We start from the raw sequence: 22,594 nt of genomic DNA, 5'->3' as shown, positions 1-22,594 counted from the left end.
ATTTAACCGGACATTAAGAAATAGTTGAAATAGCCGAACCGAATCCATTATAGTATTTACCAGCAAGGGCCGATAACATTTAATTACTGTCGTCCCAGCAATCATGAAATGACCGACCAGTGGAATGTAAAAAAGGAGAAACGTGTCCAGCAAGGCATCGCTAAGGTGCTTCGTGTAGGCATCTCTATATTCTTAGCGGTGGGAGGCATCTTTATATTAATGACACAGCTCATCCCCCTAACCGAGTCGTTTGTCAAAGGGAAGCTGCTTCAAGCCCAGAACAAAGAGCTAATTAGTCCGGTGCCAGGAGCATATAAGCGAGAGATTGAGGGTGAGTTCGCGTATTGGGATCCATCAGTGAGCTATTTTGAAAATCTGATCCAGGAGGCTCAGGTGCTTGGGGCATCTGCTCAAAGCACTATTGATCCAGAAACAAACCGCTTTCGTGAGATTGTAATTGATGAAAGCTACGCAAAACCGATGGCCATTACCATCGCATCGCTTCAGATAAACTCGATCAATGTTGCACCAAATGTAGAAAGCTATGACGAGAATATATATAATCGAGTGTTGAAAAATGGTGTAGCTCATTTCAAAGGGACTTCTCTACCGGGCGATGGCGGAAATGCCTTCATCTACGGGCATAGCGCTGTAGAATCATACTTTAGCGCTCACGAGGAGAACCCAGAGACGATATTTACACGACTTGAAGACATTGAGCTTGGTGACTCAGTGGACATCAGTAAAGATGGCAAGACTTACACATATGTAGTGAGAAAAAAGAAGATAGTTGATCCGAATGATTTCTCAATACTAGAAGTGCAAGGACGAAAAGAAACTGTAACATTGATGACTTGCCACCCAGCTGGCATCGGAACGAACAGATTAATTGTGACCGCTGAACGAATAGAAAATGAATAAGCAGAAATGGATAATTATTGGTGCAGTCGCCCTCACTGTCATTGTAGGGATATTGCTGATTGTCTCATTCATTAATAGTGGTGGTGACAACAACAGCAACAATGACAATAATGATGATGACAATAACAATAACAACTCTGCAGTTGTCCTCGAGTATTGGGGCTTATGGGAGTCGGAAGAGGTGATGCAGCCCCTGATCGACGAGTACCAAGATGAAAATCCGAATGTCACCATAAAGTACACTCAGAAATCGTTCACCCAATATGAAGAGAACGTGTACACCAGGATCGAGCAGGGCTCTATTGAAGGCACACCTGCGCCTGACATATTCAGGATGAACAACACATGGCTGCCGAAATTCCAAAAATACCTCTCACCAGTGCCTGAGGCAGTGTACTCATCAGCAGAATACTCTGACACCTTCTACCCCACTGCCAAGGCTGATCTCACCGGTACCAACCAGAACCTGTATGCAATCCCTCTCGAGATAGATGGACTAGCACTTTTCTATAACAAGGAGATCTTAGCATCAGCAGGAGTTGATGCACCTCCAACAGATTGGGATTCTTTGATCGAGCTATCTAAGGAGTTAACGGTACGCGATGGATCTGGGCAGATTACTCAGGCGGGCATATCGATGGGTAGCGCAGATAATGTAGTGCATTCAGCCGATATTCTCTCACTGCTCATGCTACAGAATGGCGCCGAGATAAACCAGAACTTCAATACAGAGGTAGACCTCGACTCAGATCGAGCTGTCAGTGCGATGAACTTCTATGTCGACTTCTTGGCCGAGCACCAGACATGGTCTGCAGATTTGCCAAATGATCTAGAGATGTTCTACTCTGGCAAGCTGGCGATGATGTTCGGGCCAAGCTGGAGGGCTTTCGACATTTTGAACGCCAATCCACGGCTAGAATTTGGCATAGCCACGACACCAATAATTGTTGACGAAGAGCTCTATTACTCAATGTATTGGGCAGAGGCCGTATCAGCCAAGAGCGACAACCAGGCAGAGGCGTGGAAATTTATTGGCTGGCTGAGCGAGCAGGCACAGCTAAAGAAATTTTACTCCAACTCTTCCGAGGTAAGAGCATTTGGTGAGCCGTACTCTAGAGAATCAATGGGCTCCGAGCTAGCAGACCAGCCATATGTAGCGGCAATAATCGAGATGGCACCAAATATGACCGCGTGGAAGATGGGTGAGCAGACATATATTGAGCAGAGGTTGCGAGATGCGATTACAGATGTAGCAGAGAATAACGTACAGGCCGAGCAGGCACTCTTCGAGGCGGAAGAGGATATAAATGAACGTCTAGCAGACCTTTTTGCCACAGAAGAAGAATCTTAATTTAAATTTTCCATCGGCACAAAATTCTGCCCCTGGTTTTTCCTCGTTGGCACTGGAAAACAATTTGCTGTTACAAAATATTCTGTAGTATATTGATACAATGAAAGCTCCGAGACTTTCCAAGAGAAAAAGGTTAAAAGCATCAGTAATTGCATCTGCATTTGTCGTTTTGGCGATACCTTTAGCCGTTTATGCGTTGGTCCAAGGAGATTCTTTCGACTCACGGAGCGATGCTACTGAAGCAGCGCAGGTCAACCTGTGCGCTATGAATTTCATATATGTAAACCCAGAGAGTATCCAAGAAGGATCTGTTACCCAGATTGGGCTTACTGGAAATGTACAAGAAGAGGGTGAGTATATCACTGACCTCTCGATAACCGATGAGAGCGGAGCTGAGATCTATCAGCGAGGATACGATGATCAGCCGACACAGATTGCCGAGGCCTTTACCTACACTGCAAGAATACGAGGTGAAGCAAGGCTCCTCGGTGTAATGCAGACGAATGTCCGGGCTTACCCTTGCGTACTAGCGGATTCTCGAGGGAATGTGTTAAGCGTCGTCACCGAAAACAGCGCTCCAGTATTCAATACTGATCCTTACACCAGCGCCACGCCATCAAGCGTGATCGGGCTAGAAGATACATATCGATATCAGCTTCGAGCAACAGACCCGGATGGAGACAATATCCGTTACGCTTACTCATTTACACCTGGAGCAGATTGGCTCCGGATGAATGTGGTAGAGGATGGATCTGATGGATCACTTGTTCTTGATTTCACTGGTACGCCTGAAGATTACGCCAGCTTCCTAGCCAATGTTTTTATCCATGATGGCTATAATACCCATCTACGTTCGCAATCGTGGGTAATAAGTGTCGAGCCCACAGAAAATGATATACCTGTGGTGACAATTACTGAGCCCGCCAACCGCATCGAGATTACAGCGGGCGATATGCTCACAATTGCTTGGAGCGCGACTGATAGAAACCAGATCACTCAATATCGCCTCTATATTGCTACCAACCCAGGCAATTCTAATACCTGGATAGCCATCGACGAGAACCTCTCATATCAAGTCGGTCGATATCTCCTAGACACATCAAATCTAGTACCTGGAATCTACAAAGTAATCGTGCAGGCTGTAGATAATCAAGACCCAGCCGCAATCGGCACAGGTGTATCTCAAGAGATTGCCGTAAATTCGATTCTACCTCCAGTGACCGATCCGGATGATCCAGATAAGGATCCTGATGATGGTCCAGTTATAATTGAGCCGCAGGTCACAAATATCCAGCCCGCCAATAAGAGCACTGTCACCAATGAGCGAGTCACGATCAGCGCAACCTTAATCGCTGCTGACAACACAGAAGTTGACCTCGATAGCATCGTCTTCAAAGTTGATGAGGAGGAGCTGACAGATAAGCTCGATGTAGCAGAGATCACCGCTTCAGAGGTGAAGATAATCTACCGACCAACAGAAGATCTAGAGATCGGCGAGCACCAGATATATGTAGAATTTGAGACATCGGATGGAAAGAAAGGATCAAGAGAATGGACATTTGAGCTTGAATCTGGTGATGGCGACGATGATTATTTCAATATCCTCGGATTCCAGATTAGCAAGCGCACAGCCTACATAATAGGTGCTGGGCTGGTCGTCCTACTTCTTGCCCTTATGATCCCATGGCTGTTATATCTAGCATGGAGAGATGACGAGGATGAGTATGAATATGATATCTACCCGACGGCACCACCTCCACCGGATGAGGTCACGTATACCAAGGGTACAGTGGAAGTTGAGACCGAAGATGGCTCTACTACCTATACACCTGTGGTGTATAAACCTGAAGAGGGCATGAACACACCGGTCAAGAAGAGCGATGAGGTACCGGTCGTGAAGAGCAGTCTCGTAGTTGGCGCAGCCGAAGAAAAAGCAGGCGTGAATACGAAGCTTGAGCATGTCGTCATACCTGAGAGGACTATCGTGGAGAAATCAACCCGAGAGAGCAGCACGGCCACCCCGACATCACTCTCTACTGTGGCTTCTACAGCCCCTGCTCCAACTTCAGTGTCATCGGCTGTTTCTGCAACTCCGACTTCGGCTGGAGCTCAGCCAAGCGGCGGGACACAGGTATTCCAAACAGCTGGTGCAAAACCAGCAAGTCAAAGCACGACTCCATCACCTACTACACCTACTCCATACGGCCCGACCAAATCATCTACTACGCCTACTCCATACGGCCCGACCCAATCATCTACTACGCCTACACCATACAACCCGGCTCCGTCAGATACCAAGGCCACCACTGCTTCAACTGCTGCTTCCAGCGCACCAAATGTGAGCAAGGACGCCCTTTTCGCGATGAGCGGGCCAGCAGCTACCGCCCAGCCCACTCAAGCAACTCAAAAAACAGAAAGCAAAGATAGTGCGATTACTCCAACCCCGAAGAAATCTAGGCCAGGGGTAGAATATCCACCAAGCGCCGCATTCAGTAGTAGTGCAAAGCCAGAGGTAGACGACTCGATGGACTCAAGCGAGCTGCAAAAGCTGGCCGAAGAATTAAAGAAGGAATCAGACGACAGGACCTCGCTTTATAGCGACAAGCAAAAAGCCGCTGCTCCTACTGTTCCTATGACTCCTGCTGCTCCTACTACTTCTATGCCAGCGCCGAAGCCAGTGACTGCCGCCTCCACAACACCAGTCGCATCACCTAAAACAGTAGCGCCAGCGACACCAGCCTCATCTGCTCCGGTAATACCTAAGCCAGCTCCGACATCAGTATCTAGCACCACTACCAACACTCCAACCAATGCTCCGGTAGCCACGCCTGCACCAGCTCCGGTATCAGTCAGCAGCGCTGCCAGGCCTAATACCCCAGCTCCTGTGCCTACAAACACACAGCCGACATCTACCGTAAACAACGCTTCTTTTGGAGCTTCTACACCACCTGTCGCTGCAGCTTCGCCGGCAACACCTCCAACAGCTTCCACAACCACACCTGTCACAACTACTACACCTACTCAGCCAGCTCCACCATCAGTCACGCCAACAGCCTCTACCTCACAGCCTTCAAATCCAGCCCAGCCTCAACCGCCTCGCTTCTAGGCGAAAATTGACATTAGGCCGTCATTCCAATAGAATTACCCCTGTAGATCGCGCAGATCAGTAAGAGGACTTCGGTCTGGCCAACTGTGAGCGAGCTAGGAAAGTGACCTCTCATAAGGAGAAACACCCGACTAGATACACAACTCTAAATGTAGCTACAAAATATAGAGGACTGGTTTGAAATCAGTTGATAAGTCATCTGTGGCAACATAGATGGAAATTAAGGTGGTACCACGGTAACAACCGTCCTTATTATATGCGAGGTGTCTGAATTGCAGACGTTTTGCATGTGAGAAGGGCGGTTTTTATTTGCCCTCGGGTCGGGTCAGACCCGAAGTGCTCAGACCCGATCGGGTCTGAGCGATCTCTGATCGGGCGCAGACAAAGCTAAATTTATCGAAAGAATACATTAAGACATATGAAAAGCCTTACATACCTAGAAGCAAGGCAGCTATATCTCGACCATTTAAAAGAGCATGGTCATGCCATCATCCCATCCGCATCGCTGGTGCCGGAGAATGACCCCACAGTGCTATTTGTAAATTCGGGTATGTTTCCATTGGTGCCTTTTCTGCTTGGCGAGGCCCATCCTGAAGGGACAAGATTGGCGGATGTACAGAGATGCATCAGGACTATCGATATTGAGGAGGTCGGCGATCACTCTCACCTCACAGCTTTTGAGATGATCGGGAACTGGTCGCTCAATGACTATTTCAAAGAGGAGGCCATCAAGATCTCGGTTGGCTACTATGTGGATAAGCTAGGATTCGATATCAACAAGATATATGTGTCAGTGTTCGAAGGCAATGAAGACGTGCCTATGGATGAAGATGCTGTCGAGATCTGGAAGAAAGTGTTTGCTGATTATGGCATCGATGCACAAGTTGGCAGAGATCAGAGAATTCAGCCACATCCGAAGTCTGAGAACTGGTGGGAGCTAGATGGTGGTGGCCCATGTGGACCTGACAGCGAGATGTTCTACGACATGGGTGTAGAGCCAACGGTCGAGGATAGCAACGTGGCAAGCGACGGAGTGAAGTATGTAGAGATCGGCAATAATGTGTTCATGCAGTACCTGAAAGAGGGTGGAGAGTATAAACCGCTGGGCAGACATAATGTAGACTTTGGCGGTGGCTTGGATCGTATCGCTATGATCTTGCAGGGCGTGGATAATGTGTACCAGGTAGATATTTACAAGCCGATCTATGATCAGGTTAAAGAGCTTGCAAGCAACGATATCGAAAACTCGATCCGGATAATCGTTGACCATATCAAAGCGGCAACCTGGATGATTGCGGATGGTGTGGTGCCAGGTAGGACGCAGCGCGAGTATATCTTGAGGCGGTTGATCCGCCGGGCAATCAGGCACGGGCGAAAGCTTGGCATAGAGGGTGAATTCACCCGAAAAGTCGGTGAGGTAGCTATTGAGCAGTTCAAGCCAGTGCATGAAAACTTAGAGCCAAGAAAAGATGAGATCCTAAATATCCTCGAGGAGGAGGAACGAAAATTCAACCTGACAGTCGAAAAAGGGTTGCGTGAAGTGGAAGGTCTTACCAAGAACGGTGAAAAAGTTTTTACCAACGAAGATGGAGCTTCATTCAAGCTTTACGAGACATATGGATTCCCACCAGAGATGCTTCTAGAAGAGCTGAGCACTCGTGGTATCGAGGTCAACGAGGAGACATTCTGGGCTAATCACAACAAAGCCTATGAGGAGCATCAGAGCAAGTCGCGAACAGCAGCCAAGGGTATGTTCAAGGGAGGTCTCGCAGACACCTCAGAGGGTAGCACAAAGCTCCACACAGCCACTCACCTGCTCCTGGCGGCACTGTATAAAACTCTCGGAGATCATATCTATCAGAAAGGAAGCAACATTACTCCAGATCGACTAAGATTGGATTTCCCAAATGATGAGAAGCTCACCAATGAGCAGATCAAGAGAGTTGAAGAGATGGTGAACGCCCAGATCGAAGCAGGGCTTGAGGTTACCTGGGAAGAGATGCCGAAGGATAAGGCGTTGGAGCTAGTACCGTACGCTGCATTTTCTGAGCGATATGGCGAGATGGTTAAGGTATACTGGATGGGTGGCAAAGAAACACCATTCTCTGTAGAGATCTGCAATGGGCCACATGTCAGCAATACCAGAGAGCTTGGCAGATTTAAGATTGTAAAGCAGGAGAATGTAGGTGCCGGAATTAAACGTATTAAAGCAATCCTTGAATAACAGTACTACATTAGAAAAACCTATATTGGCAATTGATTATGGCAGCAAGCGGATCGGACTTGCGGTCAGTGATAGCAAAGGACTCATTGCAAGTCCTTTGCCAGTTATCCACATCACGCGAAATAAGAGCGAGGAGTTGGTAATCACGGAGCTGCTTGCTGCAGCTGAGAAATATAGGGTGAAAAGCCTCCTAATCGGCTTACCACAGGCATTTGTTGCTAGCCACGAGGAGATCCGCGAAAAGATCGAGCACTTTGCAGCGGCAATTAGAGATAAAACACCACTAGATACGGCGTTTTTTGATGAAAGCTTTTCTACAAAGGGGGCGCAAAATATGTTACTATCATTAGGTCAATCTCGTAAAAAATATAAGGATAAAATAGATTCTTTGGCTGCGGCCAATTTTCTTAAGGAATATTTAGATGCAGAACAGCGCCTTCAAGCCAAACAACATACGCCAACAACCACCGACGAGTAAGAAGCGCTCGCCGTTCAAAGCATTTTTAGCATTTCTACTATTAGTATTACTTGTCGGAGCAACTGCGTTTATTCTTGTACAGGGTAAGTATAACCAGGAGATCGAGGCTGCTAACTCAGCATCATCAGAGAAAATTATTTTTATCGTTGATCCAGGAGATACCCCAGAAGAAATTGTAGATGCGCTTATATCTCTTGAGCTACTTCAACCAGAACGAAAGCTTTATTTCCTAGCATACCTTCAGCTAAATGACTTGGCGCCAAAGCTTCAGGCAGGTCAATTTGAATTAGCAAAGAACCTCTCAGTCAAAGAGCTTGCTGCGGCACTACAGGATGCAGGAATCCCTTCTGTATGGGTAACAGTGCCCGAGGGGAAGAGATATGATGAGATAGCTGATATTGTTGAGGAACAGTTTGCTGGATATGAAGTTGCACAGTTTGATAAGGCATTATTTATAGACTATTTTGATGATCCGACATATATCGCACAGCTTGGACTCTCCCCTGCCACCACATTAGAAGGATACCTCTTCCCAGATAAGTACCTCTTCTCGGTAGAAGCCACAACCGAGCAGGTAATTGAGAGTATGGTGGCGAATTTCAAGACTAAAACAGGTGGGAACTACAGCTATGAAGAGCTTATTGTTGCCAGCTTAATTGAGCGCGAGGCAAAAACCGAAGAGCAGCGATATATTATTTCAGATATTATCCAGAAGCGTGTTGATGAGGGGTGGTTCCTAGGTATAGATGCAGCGAACCTTTACTACCATGGTGACTGGCAGTACGAATTGACCTTCCAAGATCTTGAAGAGGACCATCCATACAATACACGAACAAGACTTGGGCTTACCCCTACCCCTATCTGCAATCCTGGTCTCTCATCACTACAAGCCGCGCAAAATCCTGAAAATACCCTGTATTACTATTACATTCATGACGAAAATAATGTAATGTATCCAGCAAGGACTTTGGCTGAGCATAACGAAAATATTCGTAACTATCTTCAATAAAACGTATTAAGCTATGGTAAATCTAAATCTTTCCGACTCCAAAACAACACCGAAGCCAGTAGCACCACCAGAGAAGAGCAACACCAAGATCACCCTGAACGGGTCACTTCAGAAGCAAAATGCTAATGAAGTAGAAGTAAGGCCAACTGTTGAGCAGAAGACGCCAAACGCACCACAGAGAAACAAAGGTGTGAAGAAACCATTGGGTCAATCGAAGCTTTTCCGAGCTGCCTATAAAATGCTCCCACTACTTATCTTCGTACTCTCAATCAGTGGGATATGGTTTAGCGCAAAACAGCTGGCAAAAGGCGCAGGGCTCGACCTCACAGTTATTGATACTATCTCTACCGTCACTACGATCGGCAAGGAGCCTGAACTAAAGAAAGATAGCACAGGTGGCTATACCAATATCTTGATTGTCGGTAAAGACACGCGAGAATATAGCGACGGCCTACAAAACACAGATACTATCATCTTGGTTTCGTACAATTATGAGACCAACGATATTGTGATGTTCTCAATCCCCCGCGACTTCTACGCGGGCATCCCTGGTGAGAAGTGGTATGTGAAAATCAACAGCATCTACAATAGATACGAAGCACAAACTGAGGGTACTGGACTCCCGGCTCTCGTCACATCTGTTGAAGATCTGCTTGGAGTTGAGATCCAATATTACGGGATGGTCGATCTCGGTGGATTTAAGGAGGTAATCGATATCGTTGGCGGAGTTGATGTTTATGTAGACAATAGCTTCACTGACTATCAATATCCAAACCCAAAAGGCTCAAATCCTCCATATGTCACAGTGAAATTTACCGAAGGCCCACAAACTATGGATGCAGAGACCGCACTTAAGTATGCAAGATCGCGTAAAGCACAGGGACCAGAGGGCTCTGACTACGCTCGTGCCAGAAGGCAGCAGAAAGTTATCAACGCCGTGATGGATAAGGTACTATCTTCTGAGACACTGCTCAATCCGGATAAAGTTCTGAGCATTGCACAATCGTTGAGCAAAAATACAGTGATTTCAGATTACTCGCTTGACGAGGTGAAGGCCGCACTTGCACTTGCCGATGAGCTAAAAGCGAGCAACAGCTACTCATTTGTACTTGACCCTTCTGTTGGCAATTCAAAATTGGTCAAGACTGGTGTTGCCGAGAATATCTATGCAATTGGACCAAGACTTGGGCTTGGCAAGTATGACGATATCCACACATATGTAGACTTGGTAATGGAGAATCCTGCATTCCTTTCTGAGAAATCTATCGTGTATGTTTATGACGTCGGGCTCGGCTATGCTGCAACTCAGAAGGTCGCAACCGACCTCCAGAAGCAGTATCCGTTTAATGCAATCGTCTTTGCCGGCACATTGAGGAATGACCAAACAGAAAATAGTATCTTCTATAATAATGAGAGTGAGAAAATGACCGCTACTTTTGAGGTATTTAAACAGCATCTAAACATCACCAATACAGAGAAGCCTGCATTTGTTACGACCAAGCTTTATAATGAGCATGTATCAATCATGCTAGCGACAGATCCGGCCACTGCGTCAGCCACGACCGAGAGTGAGGCACAGCCCAATTAATATAGCTTAGCGTAGAAGGAGAGATGTTTCAGCTATATCACGGCAAAGAGAGCTATCTATCCTTGCGTGCAGCCAGGAGTGCATTTCAGAAATTTTGCGAGGAGAGACCCGATTTCGGGAAAGTCGTGCTGGACTGCGAAAAAGTTGATGCCGGCGAGATTATAAAAATCTGCGAGACTGTCGATATGTTTTCGCCGGGCAAAAACATCCTACTCAAACGCCTCTACCGAAATAAGCAGAAAGAGCAGCTCTTTGAGAGGCTCAAGAATTTCCTAAGCAATGAGGACGAGAGTCGCAACACCATCTTGTGGGAGGATCAGAAAATTGCCTCAAACACCAAGTTTTTTAAATTTTTTGGCAACCAGAAAGCGGCGTTTGAATCTGCACCACTAAACAAGCAATCGTTTATGAGCTGGGCCGCCGAGGAGATCAAGCGGGATTACCCCGATATAAAAGCTGACAGAGCCACACTCTACTCGCTTGCCGAAATCTCAAATTACGAGCCAGAGCGCTTCATGAATAGTCTAAAAAAGATCTCTCTTTCCGGAGAGAAGATTGTCACCGCTCAATTAATCAAAGATACAGCTATCGATACGTATGAGAGCGATATTTGGGCATTGATCGACAGCATTAATGGTCGCAACGATTATCCGCCAATCGAGATCCTCGAGAACCTATTTCAGAATCGAGTCGACCCGATCTATATCTTAGCAATGATTGTGCGCAATACTCGCTCACTTCTATTGTGCAAGAGCCTACGAGACGAGGGATATGACAGCTCAGCGATCGCCAAAGAGCTTAAAATCCCACCTTTTACTGTCCCTGCCCTAGTCAAAGCTGCCGACGACACGAGCTATGAGAGGCTATTTACCTTGTATGACAAATTGGCCAATCTCGACTACCAGATGAAAACTGGCGAGATAGATGGGAAGCTTGGGCTGACGTTGTTGATTGCGATAATGTAGGGCCGCTAACTTATAGTGCGCTGAAGGTTAAGTACGATAGTAAAATTTCCAATCCACGTTTAATGATTTCCTGAGAATGCTTTATGTGCGAGTCACAACCGCGCACTATAAGTTAGCGGCCCTACTTAAACGACAACGGCGGTGGCGCCGACATATTGTCCGATTGAGCACCAGGGTTTACGGCAAGATCGGCTCGCTGATTCATCTCCGACTCCACAATGTTTACGTCGCGGCCATACTTCAATCGGGATAGCTTCTTGATAAGCTCCGCGACATCTTGATTTACCGGTAGATTGAAGCCAGATTCTGGGAATTTCGGACCATACTTCGGGTCGAGCGAGAATGGAGGTGAATACTTACCATCCGTGAGCATCTTGGCATAGTAATGCATATTTGGCTGGTTGAGCAGGTCGTTGGAGGTTAAAGTTGGCTCAAACTGCTTCTGGAGGAACTCTGCATCTTCAGCGCCAACGCGGCCGATAAACATTGAGCCGACGTTACCGAAGACAGCATCACGCACCTTCTCTGGCATCTGCGAGATATACTGGTTTGCGACATTTAGCGAGAGTCGATATTTACGAGCCTCTGAGAGAATTCCTGCGAACTCTTCTGTTGCGAAGTTCTGGAACTCGTCGACGTGGAAGAAGAAGTCGCGCCTCTGATCTTCAGGCAGATCTTCACGGCTCAAAGCAGCAGACATAATCTTCGGTACCACCAGCATACCCAAGAACTGTGCATTTTCCTCACCGATCAAGCCTTTCGAGAGGTTGATTACAAGGATTTTACCTTCGTCCATTACCTGACGCACATTAAATGATGACTCGGACTGGCCGATGATGTTGCGGATTGCCAAGTTTGTGACGAAGCGGTCAAATTTCGAGACGATATAGCCGAGCGTCTCTGATTTCTGCTGCTCGGTAGTCTTGGCTATCTGGTCGGTCCAGTATCGCTTTACAAGGTCGTCCTGGATTATTGGGAGCCACTTCTCCTTTACCCATTTCTCGTCGGTCAGGATACGTACAACTTCAACTAGCGTAGAGCCTTTTTCGGACATTGCGGTGAGCATAGCGTTTCGGACGGCACGCTCGAGGATTGGACCGACAATACCCTGCTCATTTGGGTCGAAAAGCTTCTTTAGCAATCCGATAAATCCGTTTACCACGCGGTGCTTATCCTGCTCGTTCTGGAAATCCATCAGGTTGAAGCCTAGTGGCCTCTCAAAGTCGGCTACATTGAAATAGATAACATCTTCGGCTCGCTCATGTGGAATCCTCTCTAGCACCATTTCGGCCAAAGAGCCGTGCGGATCCATTACACATACACCGTCACCATTATAGATATCCTGCATAATCATGCGCAGCTGGAACCACGACTTACCCGAGCCTGTCTGTCCAACTACATAACTGTGTCGCATTCGATCCTCACGAGCCATACAGATCGGCTGAACATTCCCTCGGAAATAGTTGTTACCTATCCAGATCGTGTCGCGGCCTTGGATATCTGAATTGACCCAGTTGGCGGCGGGAGCCTCTTTGGCGAGCAGCCAGTTAATGTTTGGAGTGGTCACCTCCTGATTCGGGTAGTGGTAGATTGAGGCGAGCTCTTCGATATTTAAGACTGTCTTGGTCTTTAGCGGCATGCGTCGATAGATTACGTTGTGCATAAACTCTTTCTCATCGCCGGTGCGAATCTTGGTTTTCTTTAGGTTGTTGATGCCAGGGTTTGAGAACTGGTCGAATGCACCAATAATGTTGTTGACGTGCATTTTTGCGATCTCGACATTTGGCGAGCTGGCGACGATACGAATAGCGGTGTTAAAGCCGATCTTGCTGGTCTTCTTTGAAATGGCCTGGAGCTGCTCCTGGCTGACGTTCATTCGTTTCTTCTCGGGATCGGCATTGTTGCTTTCAACGCTGGATACAAATTTGCGTCCTGATTTCTGCCAGCTAGATCCTGCAGGAGAGATCACAATCTGTATCATTGCGCCCTCTTTGTCGCCCATCTTGCTGATGGTTGAGAGGATATTTGCAATTGGATCGCCTTTAAAATCTTCAGCAACTTTTATCGGATAGTACCGCTCATCTGTGATGTCCAGCTGTGCGTAAGCAACCTGTGCATCGTCGTGGAAGATATTGTGCTCATCGATAACTGTAATCTCAGCATCCTGATAGGAGCCGAGTATCTGCTTCTCAACGAGGTCAGCGAATTTCTTCGGCGCATAAACGAAGAAGCGGATTTCTCCTGGTAATCCTACAATCTCAAAGCTGATGCTGTTGCTCACTGTCATATATTTCTTAATGCCGTCGCCAACTCCGCCTATTCCATAAAGGTTTGCAAACATCGATTCGGCCACACCTACCTCAGTTTCATTGCCTCGTGGCACTTTCACCTCGAACAGTACACCCTCTTTCGTCTTATGCTCGCGGTCTTTTCGCTTCAGCTGGTTCATGTAAAGGTAGAGCAGTCCAGCCGCAGATCCGATAAGCAACAGGAGGAAAACCACCAGCAGCACCCAGGTGAAGATAGCGGCTCCATTGCTTTCTTGGGCAAAGCTATCATCCGGATAAACCGTGTCGACATTATTCTCAACATCCTCACTCGATGGAGATGGCCCGACAACCTGCGACAAAACGCCGCCATCATTATCAAAGGCGTAGATCTCTAGATTCGATTGAGAATTTTGTGGGACAGTCAACATAAACATTTCTCTAGTTAAAAGCATCCCTACGATGTTTGTGAATTGCCAAACATCTATCCGAAAGCTTTTTAAATACTAAATCAGGATAGCATATGAACTATCGGAAAGCGAGGTCTCAAAGCGACATTTTGCTGCTTATTCGACTCTTTCCAGACCGATTGAGTCAACAAACTTCTGGATCATTGTGGAGATCCAGGTCTTGCTCTGTGTGGTGTTACCATCTGCATACTTCTTATAGTTGGCAAGAAGATCGTCGGATGGGCGGTGGCCAACTATCGTGGGTGATGAAAGGAGGAGATTCCTGCCTCTTTCATTATCCAGGTGTCTGACATCTTCTGGTGGGAGCTGTGGCTCCACATCAGTGCTATATTGCTCCTCTACCTGATTCATCCTCTCTACCGCCTGGGTGAACTGCTCCTTCGATTCTTGCTGTAACGGTACCTCTACCGCCTGTGACTCTGCTTCTTCTGCCATCTCGACACTCATTGTCTCAGTGCCTTGCATAGCTCCATCGAAACCGTGTGAGACGGCCTCCATCGGGTCAGCGGTCATCTCAAAGCGTGGTAGAAGATTGTGCGAGAAGAGGAATTCGAGCTTCTGCTCGGGCTGGAGTGTGCCCCAGATGCTATCTGGTACTATGCCGTTTAGATTTTTGGGAAGGCCATTTTCGGATTGGCGCAATAGATCTTTCTGCTCTAGTGTAAATCTTTCCCACTGGTCTACAGAAAGCATGCGCTGAAGATACCTAGGGATTTCCTGCTGGATCAGTAGCTCCCGTTCCTGCTGGCTAACATTATTTGTTTGATTGTTAGGCGTCATATCTCTTTTGCTGTCACTATACGTCGGCTATTTTACCATGTGAACCCTTTTTTCTCTATGTAGCTCACGATCAAGGTCACGCTCCTTAATTTTTAGTTTCTTCTCATACTGTTTCTTGCCCCGCACCAGCCCGATAGATAATTTGACTAGCCCTCTACTTAAGTATACCTTTAGCGGTACAACAGTAAGGCGAGCCTGCTTAACCTTGCTCTGAAGCATATCTATCTCCCCTTTCTTTAATAATAGCTTACGACTCCTTAATGGATCGTAAGAGGGATCGTATGCATGCTTATACATGGCGATATTTGCGTTCCAGAGATAAGCCTGGTCGCCTTCAAACCGTACAAAAGAATCGGCTAGATTAACTTGGGAATTCTTTACAGACTTGACCTCAGCACCAGCAAGTGCAATTCCAGCTTCAAATTCCTCTAAGATCTCATAATCGAAATATGCCCGCTTGTTTTTTGAGATAATTTTTATGCTCACAGGGTGATCTTCCACACTTTAGTCCCATCAAGGACATACATGAACTGCTCTGCATCATCCACAACTATATCTGAGACATTCTCAAACATTTCATCATTGTCCCCTCTATACTCAAACTGTTTCTGCATCACCATCACGCTAGCATTTGCATTATCACCCTCACTAGGCTTCGCCAAGATTATTATCCTCTTGGTTGCATTGTCAAATAGATATAGCTCTTTGGTCAGATCAGCCCCTGTGTATCCGGCGGTTAGATTTTCAAATGATCCGCGTAGCTCAGCAACTTCCACTGGGAACTCCGTCAATGCTCCCCGCCTGCTATCAAATGTATAACGATTTAGCCCTGTAGCCCCGCCTGTGATCACATAGATATTGAAGTCAGCAAAAAGATCTTCACCGCTGGACAAAACAGCATTTTCATAATACACAAATGGCAATCCGTAAGAACCGCTGGACGCTCGTTGAGACTTGAAAATAGAGTTTGCACTCTTGCTCAAGACGTAAAGATTGTCTGCGGCGGTAAATACGGCAAACTCATCTACACTTGCACCTTCAAATTGATCTCGGCCTGCCCCAGTCAGCGTCGTGAATGTGGTGATCTCACTATCTGAGTCACCAAACGCAGCTCTCAATACACCTGCTGTCTCGTCAAAAATATATATACCATTGGTTCCTACATCGATATACATCGGGGTTTTAACAACACCGTTTGTGTCAAGAATTTTCTTCACATCACCTCCAACGGTCGGGATTCGGTAGACCGAGCTTGTACCTCTGTCGGTAATCAATAGCTGCTCTACCAGCTCAGAGTTTCTAAAAATGGCAATGTCAGTTGGTGCAGACTTTGAGTCGAAATCAATCCTGCCATCTGCAAATAGACTTATGTTGCCAGAATCTTCAGAAAGTACCGTCACCTTATTTACCTGGTCGGAGATTCCCAGTACACGTCCTTGAAGGTCGCTATATGCCTCACGATCATCTTCTGACAGGTCATCTAGGCTTACAGGTATCTGGTCAATCTTCTTTTGTGCATTAAACAGTGCTAGGATGGCTTCTTCCGGGCTACTATTCACCTTTGCTTCGGCCTCACTTAGGCTACCCTCAACAGCTGACAGATAGCTCACAAATTTGCTGTGGACTTCTGACTTATATTTCCAATTCTGGGTAATTCTCCATCCGCTAAAGATTAGCGCAACAATAACAAACGCCAGTGCAATCTTGGTGAATTTGCTCCTTCGATTTGCCCTCTCTCTGTACTCACCAAGTCTTAGTCCCGGTGCCTTACCGCTGCTTACTCGAGCCTGGCTTAATTTTGCCATGATTCGTTTAAACCATGGACTTCGACCATATTTTGTCGAGAGCCTATTGGTAACCCGAGTAGAAACTGTGTCATACTTCCTAGAGAGGTTTGTACCCACTTTATTGACTACCGGACTTAATTTTTGCTGAGTCTTGTTGGAAACTGTGCGGAATTTCCCTTTCAGGTCTTCTACATCTACGCCTGACTTAAATTCACGCAGTGGCTTACGGATATCTTTGAACTTCTTGATATCTTGTGGAGCGGCCGAGGTCGAGATGGCAGGGGGCACACTTGCGGGTGGTGTTGGCGTAACGCTCAGCGGTTTGAACGTATCTCGCATTTTTTCTGTATATGAGCTGGACTTTACAGGCACTTCTTGCACTTTTGCTGGCTGATCCTCATCGACCTCCTCTACATATTTTTCGGTTTCAGTTTCTAAAACATCTCGAGAAGTCGCTCTGGGAGCCGGCTCAGCTTCTGGGGCGTCCCAGGTCCGGGACGCCCTAGTTTGGGCTGCCCCTACCTCTGGCTCATCTGCATGACTATCCAAGAAGGAGTTTGTCTCAACCTCTTTTTCTTCCAACTTTTCCTCTAGCTCCTCTTCAACTTCTTCCTTAATATCGCTAACATTTAGCTCATCCTCAGTCAGCACTACATCAAAAAGCGCTGAATTGTGAGGTGCAACAAGCTGGTCGTCACGATCAGCCGCAAATGGCGCGGCATATTCCTCTGCAAACTTCTCAAAATCTACACCTGTCGAGAGTAGAAGTAGTCCTTCACCTTGCTCAAGAACACTCTGCGTGTTTGAAATATCGTTGAAAAGCTCTTTGGCACTCCCTGATGTAGCAGAGCTCAGCTGGTCAAAGAAGGCTCGTGAAGATGAAAGTACGAAATAATCTTCATCCTTAATCACTAGGCTACAAGTTTGGACATTGTTGGTTTCTAAGATTTCTGTGACATCTACCAGATTTTCATCGTGGTATAGGCGGATCTCATGAGAGCCAAGCATACCAATATAGGCTTTGCCTTCTTGGAGCAGCACCATTGAGAGATTCACATCAAGGCCTAGCTCTGCCTCTCCATCGTGGCGAATAAGGTCACGCAGCTGTCGTTCACCCTGCTCTAGACCCAATTTTAGACACTCGATCGGAGATTTTGCTGCTTTGGCACCAAGACCAACACCATTGATAATAAATGGCGCGATCTGGTTTACATCAACTTTTCCTTTTGCCTTAATCGATAGCAGTATTACCAGGTGACCTCTAATATCACCCGAGAGGTCTGAGCGGAAGATCTTGGTTACCGAGGATCTGTCGGGACTATCGACCAGAAAATCTTTAAGATGAATTTTCATGCCTCTATTATGCAAGAAGAATCACCAACAATGCAAGGAATCCACCAATTAATGCTACAAGCAGGTGGATATAGCTTATGGTGACAGCAAGATTGTTATAGGGCGCTTTAATCGTTTCTGAAAGTATTCTCACACGAACCGTGAGCATGAAGGCATAAAAAAGGTATCCGACAATAAGTACGAAGAAGAGGCATTGAAATGCAAAGTTTAGACTGAGCACTTCTACACCTGTTTGGTTTAGCTGGCCAACATAATCCATTAAAGTGTGCCCTCCTGCTTCATTTCAAGTAAGTCCTGCAACGTATCCTGTACAATTCTTGGCTTTGGAACCATCTCAAATACAAACTCTGGGTTGGTACCTGCAGTCTGGATATATACATCTCCATAATCGAAGATTGAGCCAAGTAATCCTGCGACCGAGTGAGTCACATCCTGGATATTCTCAAGCTGAGCTTCAGAGTATCTATGATAAAGCACATTATTAAAGTCGACATCGATGACGCGTTGGTCGGTAATAATATTTACCGAGTAGAACCATTTCAAGAATGTATCAACTGCAGTTGTGAATGCTAACAACCAGAAAAGTATGGTCGCGGCCAAGCCAATTGCGGCGGTATTTTCATTATCCCATGCACTCAGAAGCACACCAAATATCATCGGAGCGATAATAAAAAAGAAGATCAGAAGATATTGTGGCCAATATGAGACGAGGCTTCGACGCACAAGAAGCACAACACACTCGTCGATCTCCTTGCCTGTGAAGCTCACATTCTTCGGGAAAGCGCAGAAATTGCTAATCGCAGACCTAGAATTTGCCTGCGTAATCTTGGTTACAAACGATTTGCGATTGATTTTGAACTTGTCTGGTATCTGAACTTGCATCACCCCTCAGATATGTTGTTAATTTGGAAAGCTATATGGCTAATTATATCACTTCGCGGCGTCATTGCGAAGCCCATAGAAATATTTTCTACAAAGGTAATCGGACAAGATATCACTCTATCAGGAATGAAAAGGTCGCCACATCACGACAACTTACGAACTACAGCTTCCTCTCAACGTTGAAGTGGTAGTAATTACCCTGATATGGCAATCTGAGATGACCAGGTGCGCGAGTATTAAAGATAGTTTTAAATTCAGAGCCAGGTATTACGACTGTACCCCGGTTCGTGCTAAACACAACGCTAGAAGTGTTTCCGCTGCCTGTAAATATTATCCCTGGCAGGCCACTTATCGAAGTTACTGGCGCACTTAGGTACGAACGAAGCTCGGCCATAGAGTACGGGTTGCCACCAACACCGATCGGGCATGTCGAGATCGTCACCGGAATGATTCTGTTTAGATCCGGGTTGCCAACCACACCTTGGTTGTTCATAACTAGCCATGCATTGAGGATATCTGCCATCTCTTCCTGATTTAGCCATGAGTATCTTCCACACGACTCGCCAGAGCTGGAGTAGCCCTGCCTATACCATGCTTTATAAAACCATGATACTCCACTGATCCTATCATAAGCTCTAGACATCCAATCACCGCTGCCACTTCCGTCTGTCGTGTCCCAGCCAACACCAGTACCATATCCACCATGTACAGCTGCATACTGTGTAGAAACTGGCACGCCATTCCCATCGGTTAATATCATGCCTGCAGTCTCTTGAACCGCCTGTGTCCATGTACCCCCAAACTGGTTAGGACTATACACCTGACAGCTTTCTGTCGCGCAGATTGCGGTACGGCCGTTTGTAGTACGGCGGATTGCATAGGTTCTCGCCGCTATCGCCTGTGCTTTCAACACATTAATATCGCTAGAATTGTTCCATGCTCCGGTTATCTCCCTAATCCCAAGTAGATACTGGGCCTCAAAAGGCATAGTTCCATGCCCTGTTACAGTGATATTGGCTGTAAGATTCTCGATTGTCCCATTGATATTGACGGTCCCAGTCCGGATCGTCGTACCAGGATAATATGCGCTCAGAATCTGGTTAAAGTTCTGCCCTGCATCATCGCGTGCTTTTGCACCCCATTGACTCATACCATTACGGTGGGTATAAGCACCAAATGAGAACACAGCATATGAGCCCGATGGTGCTAGCTCTCGAAATCCAGCTGCAGTACCAGGGTAATCAGCACCGATAGGGGTTGAATCAATAGGAGGTATAAATGCACCCGATCTTGCGATCAAGATCTGCTGTTGTAGCTGAGTAATCTGACCATTCAGGGTGTTGATCTGTGACTGGGCTTGATTCGAGGCGCTACGCTGGGCATTTAGCTGAGCCTGCAAGTTCGACCGCTCAGCGTTTAAGGCCTGCCTTGACTCATCGAGTGCTATATTTTGGCTCTCGAGGTTAGCCTTCTCCTGATCCAACGCTGCTTTCTCGGCTTCTAGAGATTCGATCTCTTTGTTTAGACTGGCCATCTGGTCGGCGTGGGCTCTGAACACATACTTCCTGTAGGCTAGTGCGCGTAGAAGGTCGTTGCTTTTGGTTTGAGCCATGATTAGCTCAAGAAGGCTAGAACGCGAGCCTCGATATAGCTGACCAGTTATCTCTTTCGCAGAGTCGACCTTGATTTCTAGCTCTCCTTGCTTAGTCTTGATTGACTCCTCTTTTGTTGTAATCTGCGCTTGCGTGTCCTTTATATCTGCCTCTAGATCAGCAATGACTGCCTCCAAGTCAGCGATTTTCTGGCTAACCGATCGGGAACTCGAGGTAATTCTGGATATCTGACTTCTGGCTTGTTCCAAAATTCGATTCTGCTCGGCAAGCTGCTCCTGTGTAAGCTCTAGCTCTTCTTCGAGATCTTCGGCGGATTGCGATCTGACTGGCGTTCTAAGTGTTGAATCTACCCAAAAGAGAGCCAACCCTGTAGTACAGAGAATCATTAATACAAAAAGTGCATTTTTAATATTCTTTTTTAGAAGCATTTGGATAAATCTAGATTATTTGACCTTATCTGCCAAACACTTATCTTCATATAGCTCGTCAGATTTGGGTGCACGATTTATTACATGCCCAAGAAGCAGCGACGCCATTCCTACACTTAGTAGAAATGTCCCTACTCCAGCTGTTTTCACATCTATTAACGCTGTTTCAGGCAATTCGCCACCACCTCCCTGACCACCACTCCCGCTCACAGTATAGGAAGCGCCGGTGGCACTCGAGATTGTCCCATCACTGTCGGCCACGCTAACAGTGAAATTAGCTGTACCACTACCGTTAGCCACGAAAGTAAGCCTGACAATTGCGCCATCTTGAAAGTAATCAAGAGATGCACAGAGCACATTTACCGTACCACTACCCGCATTGACGGATGGGGTACAGTTTTGAACCCCATTAGCCGCGGTTACAAACTCAACCGGACCGGTATAGGCAATATTTAAGTCTACTGCCGCCATCTGCTCTCCACTCGCAACATCAATTACGACATTGAACGAGAAAGATCCTGCATATGTACCAGAAGCTGGCGATATGGATATGGTCGCAGCCTCTGCAGGAGTCGCGGCAAATGAAAAGAGCAAAGTTGCTACAAATAAAATCGTAAAGGTGCGGATAATCTTACCTTGTCTTCTTAATCCTTTGAGCAGCAGCGTCATATAAATTCGGCACTTATAGTTATCAAGCCATTATGACCTTAATAGCTCCCAACCGCAAGGTGTGGATTGCTATCCGACAGTATCGATTGGTCTGAGCCTATCTCGAGCAGTGTAGACTGTGGGTCAAGTTTCAATTCGCCATAAGTTCCTGGAACATAAGCTATTGTTGCCAGCTCATAGACACCAGCGGGGAAAAGCTCTGCATTATCTGGAGATACAAGCGCGATTATCTCTACACGACCATTTTTGGCTTCACTACTGATGCAGGTTACAAGAGCTGAGCATGTAACTGCGGCCACCTGCAGATTACCCTCTATTTCAAAGTAAAGCTCTGCACCAGCCAGATTTACTGGCGAGCTTAGTTTCACTTCTACAGTGGAGGTACCACTTTCTGCTTCTGCATTATTGATCTGAATCGATGCTGGAGTGCCTTGCGAGAGCTTTACTACATCGTTTGCACTATCATTAACACCCTGGACCGATGCCCCTTTATCCTGCTCCATACCTGGGATGCTAAGCGAGCCTGTGAAGCCCATATATGCCACATAGAAGAAGAAAATGCATGAACCAACCGCCATAAACGTTAACATACGAAGTTGCTGCAAACTTTTATCTTTTTTCTGTTCGTTCTCCATTGATTTAAAATGCCAACTTAATTCAGCAAATTTTAGCACAAAAGAGAGCTCGCGGTTATCCAATTCAG

Annotated in this window: 17 protein-coding genes; 8 read left to right on the top strand and 9 right to left on the bottom strand. The window is 46.5% G+C overall.

Translation table 11 applies throughout. The annotated features are described in order from the left end of the window. Nucleotides 1-108: 108 nt before the first annotated feature. The 8 genes from QY318_02635 to holA all read left to right on the top strand — a co-directional run bounded on the left by QY318_02635 (nucleotide 109) and on the right by holA (nucleotide 11,642). The gene (locus tag QY318_02635) at nucleotides 109-921 is read left to right on the top strand and encodes a sortase (GenBank protein ID WKZ30721.1); all 813 of its coding nucleotides are present in this window, start codon (nucleotides 109-111) and stop codon (nucleotides 919-921) included. Beyond that, a complete protein-coding gene (locus QY318_02630; GenBank protein WKZ30720.1) occupies nucleotides 914-2,272 on the top strand; it encodes a sugar ABC transporter substrate-binding protein in 1,359 nt (452 codons plus the stop codon). Before QY318_02635 ends, QY318_02630 begins: the two co-directional genes overlap by 8 nt. Nucleotides 2,273-2,372: 100 nt before the next feature. Beyond that, nucleotides 2,373-5,378: an Ig-like domain-containing protein gene (locus tag QY318_02625; protein ID WKZ30719.1), complete on the top strand. Its 3,006-nt coding sequence runs from the start codon at nucleotides 2,373-2,375 to the stop codon at nucleotides 5,376-5,378. A 418-nt stretch (nucleotides 5,379-5,796) separates the two neighbouring features. Beyond that, a complete protein-coding gene (locus QY318_02620; protein WKZ30718.1) occupies nucleotides 5,797-7,602 on the top strand; it encodes an alanine--tRNA ligase in 1,806 nt (601 codons plus the stop codon). Then, entirely contained in the window at nucleotides 7,595-8,080 is a 486-nt protein-coding gene (gene ruvX, locus QY318_02615; protein ID WKZ30717.1) for a Holliday junction resolvase RuvX, read from the top strand. The genes QY318_02620 and ruvX overlap by 8 nt, the downstream gene beginning before the upstream one ends. Continuing rightward, nucleotides 8,025-9,089: an endolytic transglycosylase MltG gene (gene mltG / locus QY318_02610; GenBank protein ID WKZ30716.1), complete on the top strand. Its 1,065-nt coding sequence runs from the start codon at nucleotides 8,025-8,027 to the stop codon at nucleotides 9,087-9,089. The genes ruvX and mltG overlap by 56 nt, the downstream gene beginning before the upstream one ends. Before the next feature lie 13 nt (nucleotides 9,090-9,102). Continuing rightward, on the top strand, nucleotides 9,103-10,677 hold the full coding sequence (locus QY318_02605; GenBank protein ID WKZ30715.1) for an LCP family protein: 1,575 nt from the start codon (nucleotides 9,103-9,105) through the stop codon (nucleotides 10,675-10,677). Nucleotides 10,678-10,700: 23 nt separating this feature from the next. Next, a complete protein-coding gene (gene holA, locus QY318_02600) occupies nucleotides 10,701-11,642 on the top strand; it encodes a DNA polymerase III subunit delta (protein WKZ30714.1) in 942 nt (313 codons plus the stop codon). 121 nt (nucleotides 11,643-11,763) lie between these two features. On the opposite strand, the gene QY318_02595 is transcribed toward holA, so the two are convergent. The 9 genes from QY318_02595 to QY318_02555 all read right to left on the bottom strand — a co-directional run bounded on the left by QY318_02595 (nucleotide 11,764) and on the right by QY318_02555 (nucleotide 22,526). After that, on the bottom strand, nucleotides 11,764-14,364 hold the full coding sequence (locus tag QY318_02595) for a type IV secretion system DNA-binding domain-containing protein (protein WKZ30713.1): 2,601 nt from the start codon (nucleotides 14,362-14,364) through the stop codon (nucleotides 11,764-11,766). Nucleotides 14,365-14,475: 111 nt separating this feature from the next. Beyond that, nucleotides 14,476-15,159, bottom strand: coding sequence for a hypothetical protein (locus tag QY318_02590; GenBank protein WKZ30712.1), 684 nt, complete (start codon nucleotides 15,157-15,159; stop codon nucleotides 14,476-14,478). A gap of 27 nt (nucleotides 15,160-15,186) precedes the next feature. Next, on the bottom strand, nucleotides 15,187-15,660 hold the full coding sequence (gene smpB, locus QY318_02585) for an SsrA-binding protein SmpB (protein WKZ30711.1): 474 nt from the start codon (nucleotides 15,658-15,660) through the stop codon (nucleotides 15,187-15,189). After that, nucleotides 15,642-18,299: a hypothetical protein gene (locus QY318_02580; protein WKZ30710.1), complete on the bottom strand. Its 2,658-nt coding sequence runs from the start codon at nucleotides 18,297-18,299 to the stop codon at nucleotides 15,642-15,644. The genes smpB and QY318_02580 overlap by 19 nt, the downstream gene beginning before the upstream one ends. Nucleotides 18,300-18,306: 7 nt before the next feature. Further along, nucleotides 18,307-18,558, bottom strand: a complete 252-nt coding sequence (locus QY318_02575; GenBank protein ID WKZ30709.1) for a hypothetical protein — start codon at nucleotides 18,556-18,558, stop codon at nucleotides 18,307-18,309. Continuing rightward, nucleotides 18,558-19,181 carry a hypothetical protein gene (locus tag QY318_02570; protein ID WKZ30708.1) on the bottom strand — a complete coding sequence of 208 codons (624 nt, stop codon included), beginning with the start codon at nucleotides 19,179-19,181 and terminating at the stop codon, nucleotides 18,558-18,560. Before QY318_02570 ends, QY318_02575 begins: the two co-directional genes overlap by 1 nt. A 160-nt stretch (nucleotides 19,182-19,341) precedes the next feature. Beyond that, the gene (locus tag QY318_02565) at nucleotides 19,342-21,222 is read right to left on the bottom strand and encodes a SpoIID/LytB domain-containing protein (GenBank protein ID WKZ30707.1); all 1,881 of its coding nucleotides are present in this window, start codon (nucleotides 21,220-21,222) and stop codon (nucleotides 19,342-19,344) included. 15 nt (nucleotides 21,223-21,237) lie between these two features. Continuing rightward, entirely contained in the window at nucleotides 21,238-21,891 is a 654-nt protein-coding gene (locus QY318_02560) for a hypothetical protein (GenBank protein WKZ30706.1), read from the bottom strand. A 38-nt stretch (nucleotides 21,892-21,929) separates the two neighbouring features. Beyond that, on the bottom strand, nucleotides 21,930-22,526 hold the full coding sequence (locus tag QY318_02555) for a hypothetical protein (GenBank protein ID WKZ30705.1): 597 nt from the start codon (nucleotides 22,524-22,526) through the stop codon (nucleotides 21,930-21,932). Nucleotides 22,527-22,594: the final 68 nt, after the last annotated feature.

Source organism: Candidatus Dojkabacteria bacterium, assembly GCA_030583845.1.
Lineage (GTDB): Bacteria > Patescibacteriota > Dojkabacteria > SC72 > JAHDCA01.
Note: the sequence above shows the minus strand (reverse complement) of the source record. Positions and strands in the feature narration are given on the sequence as shown.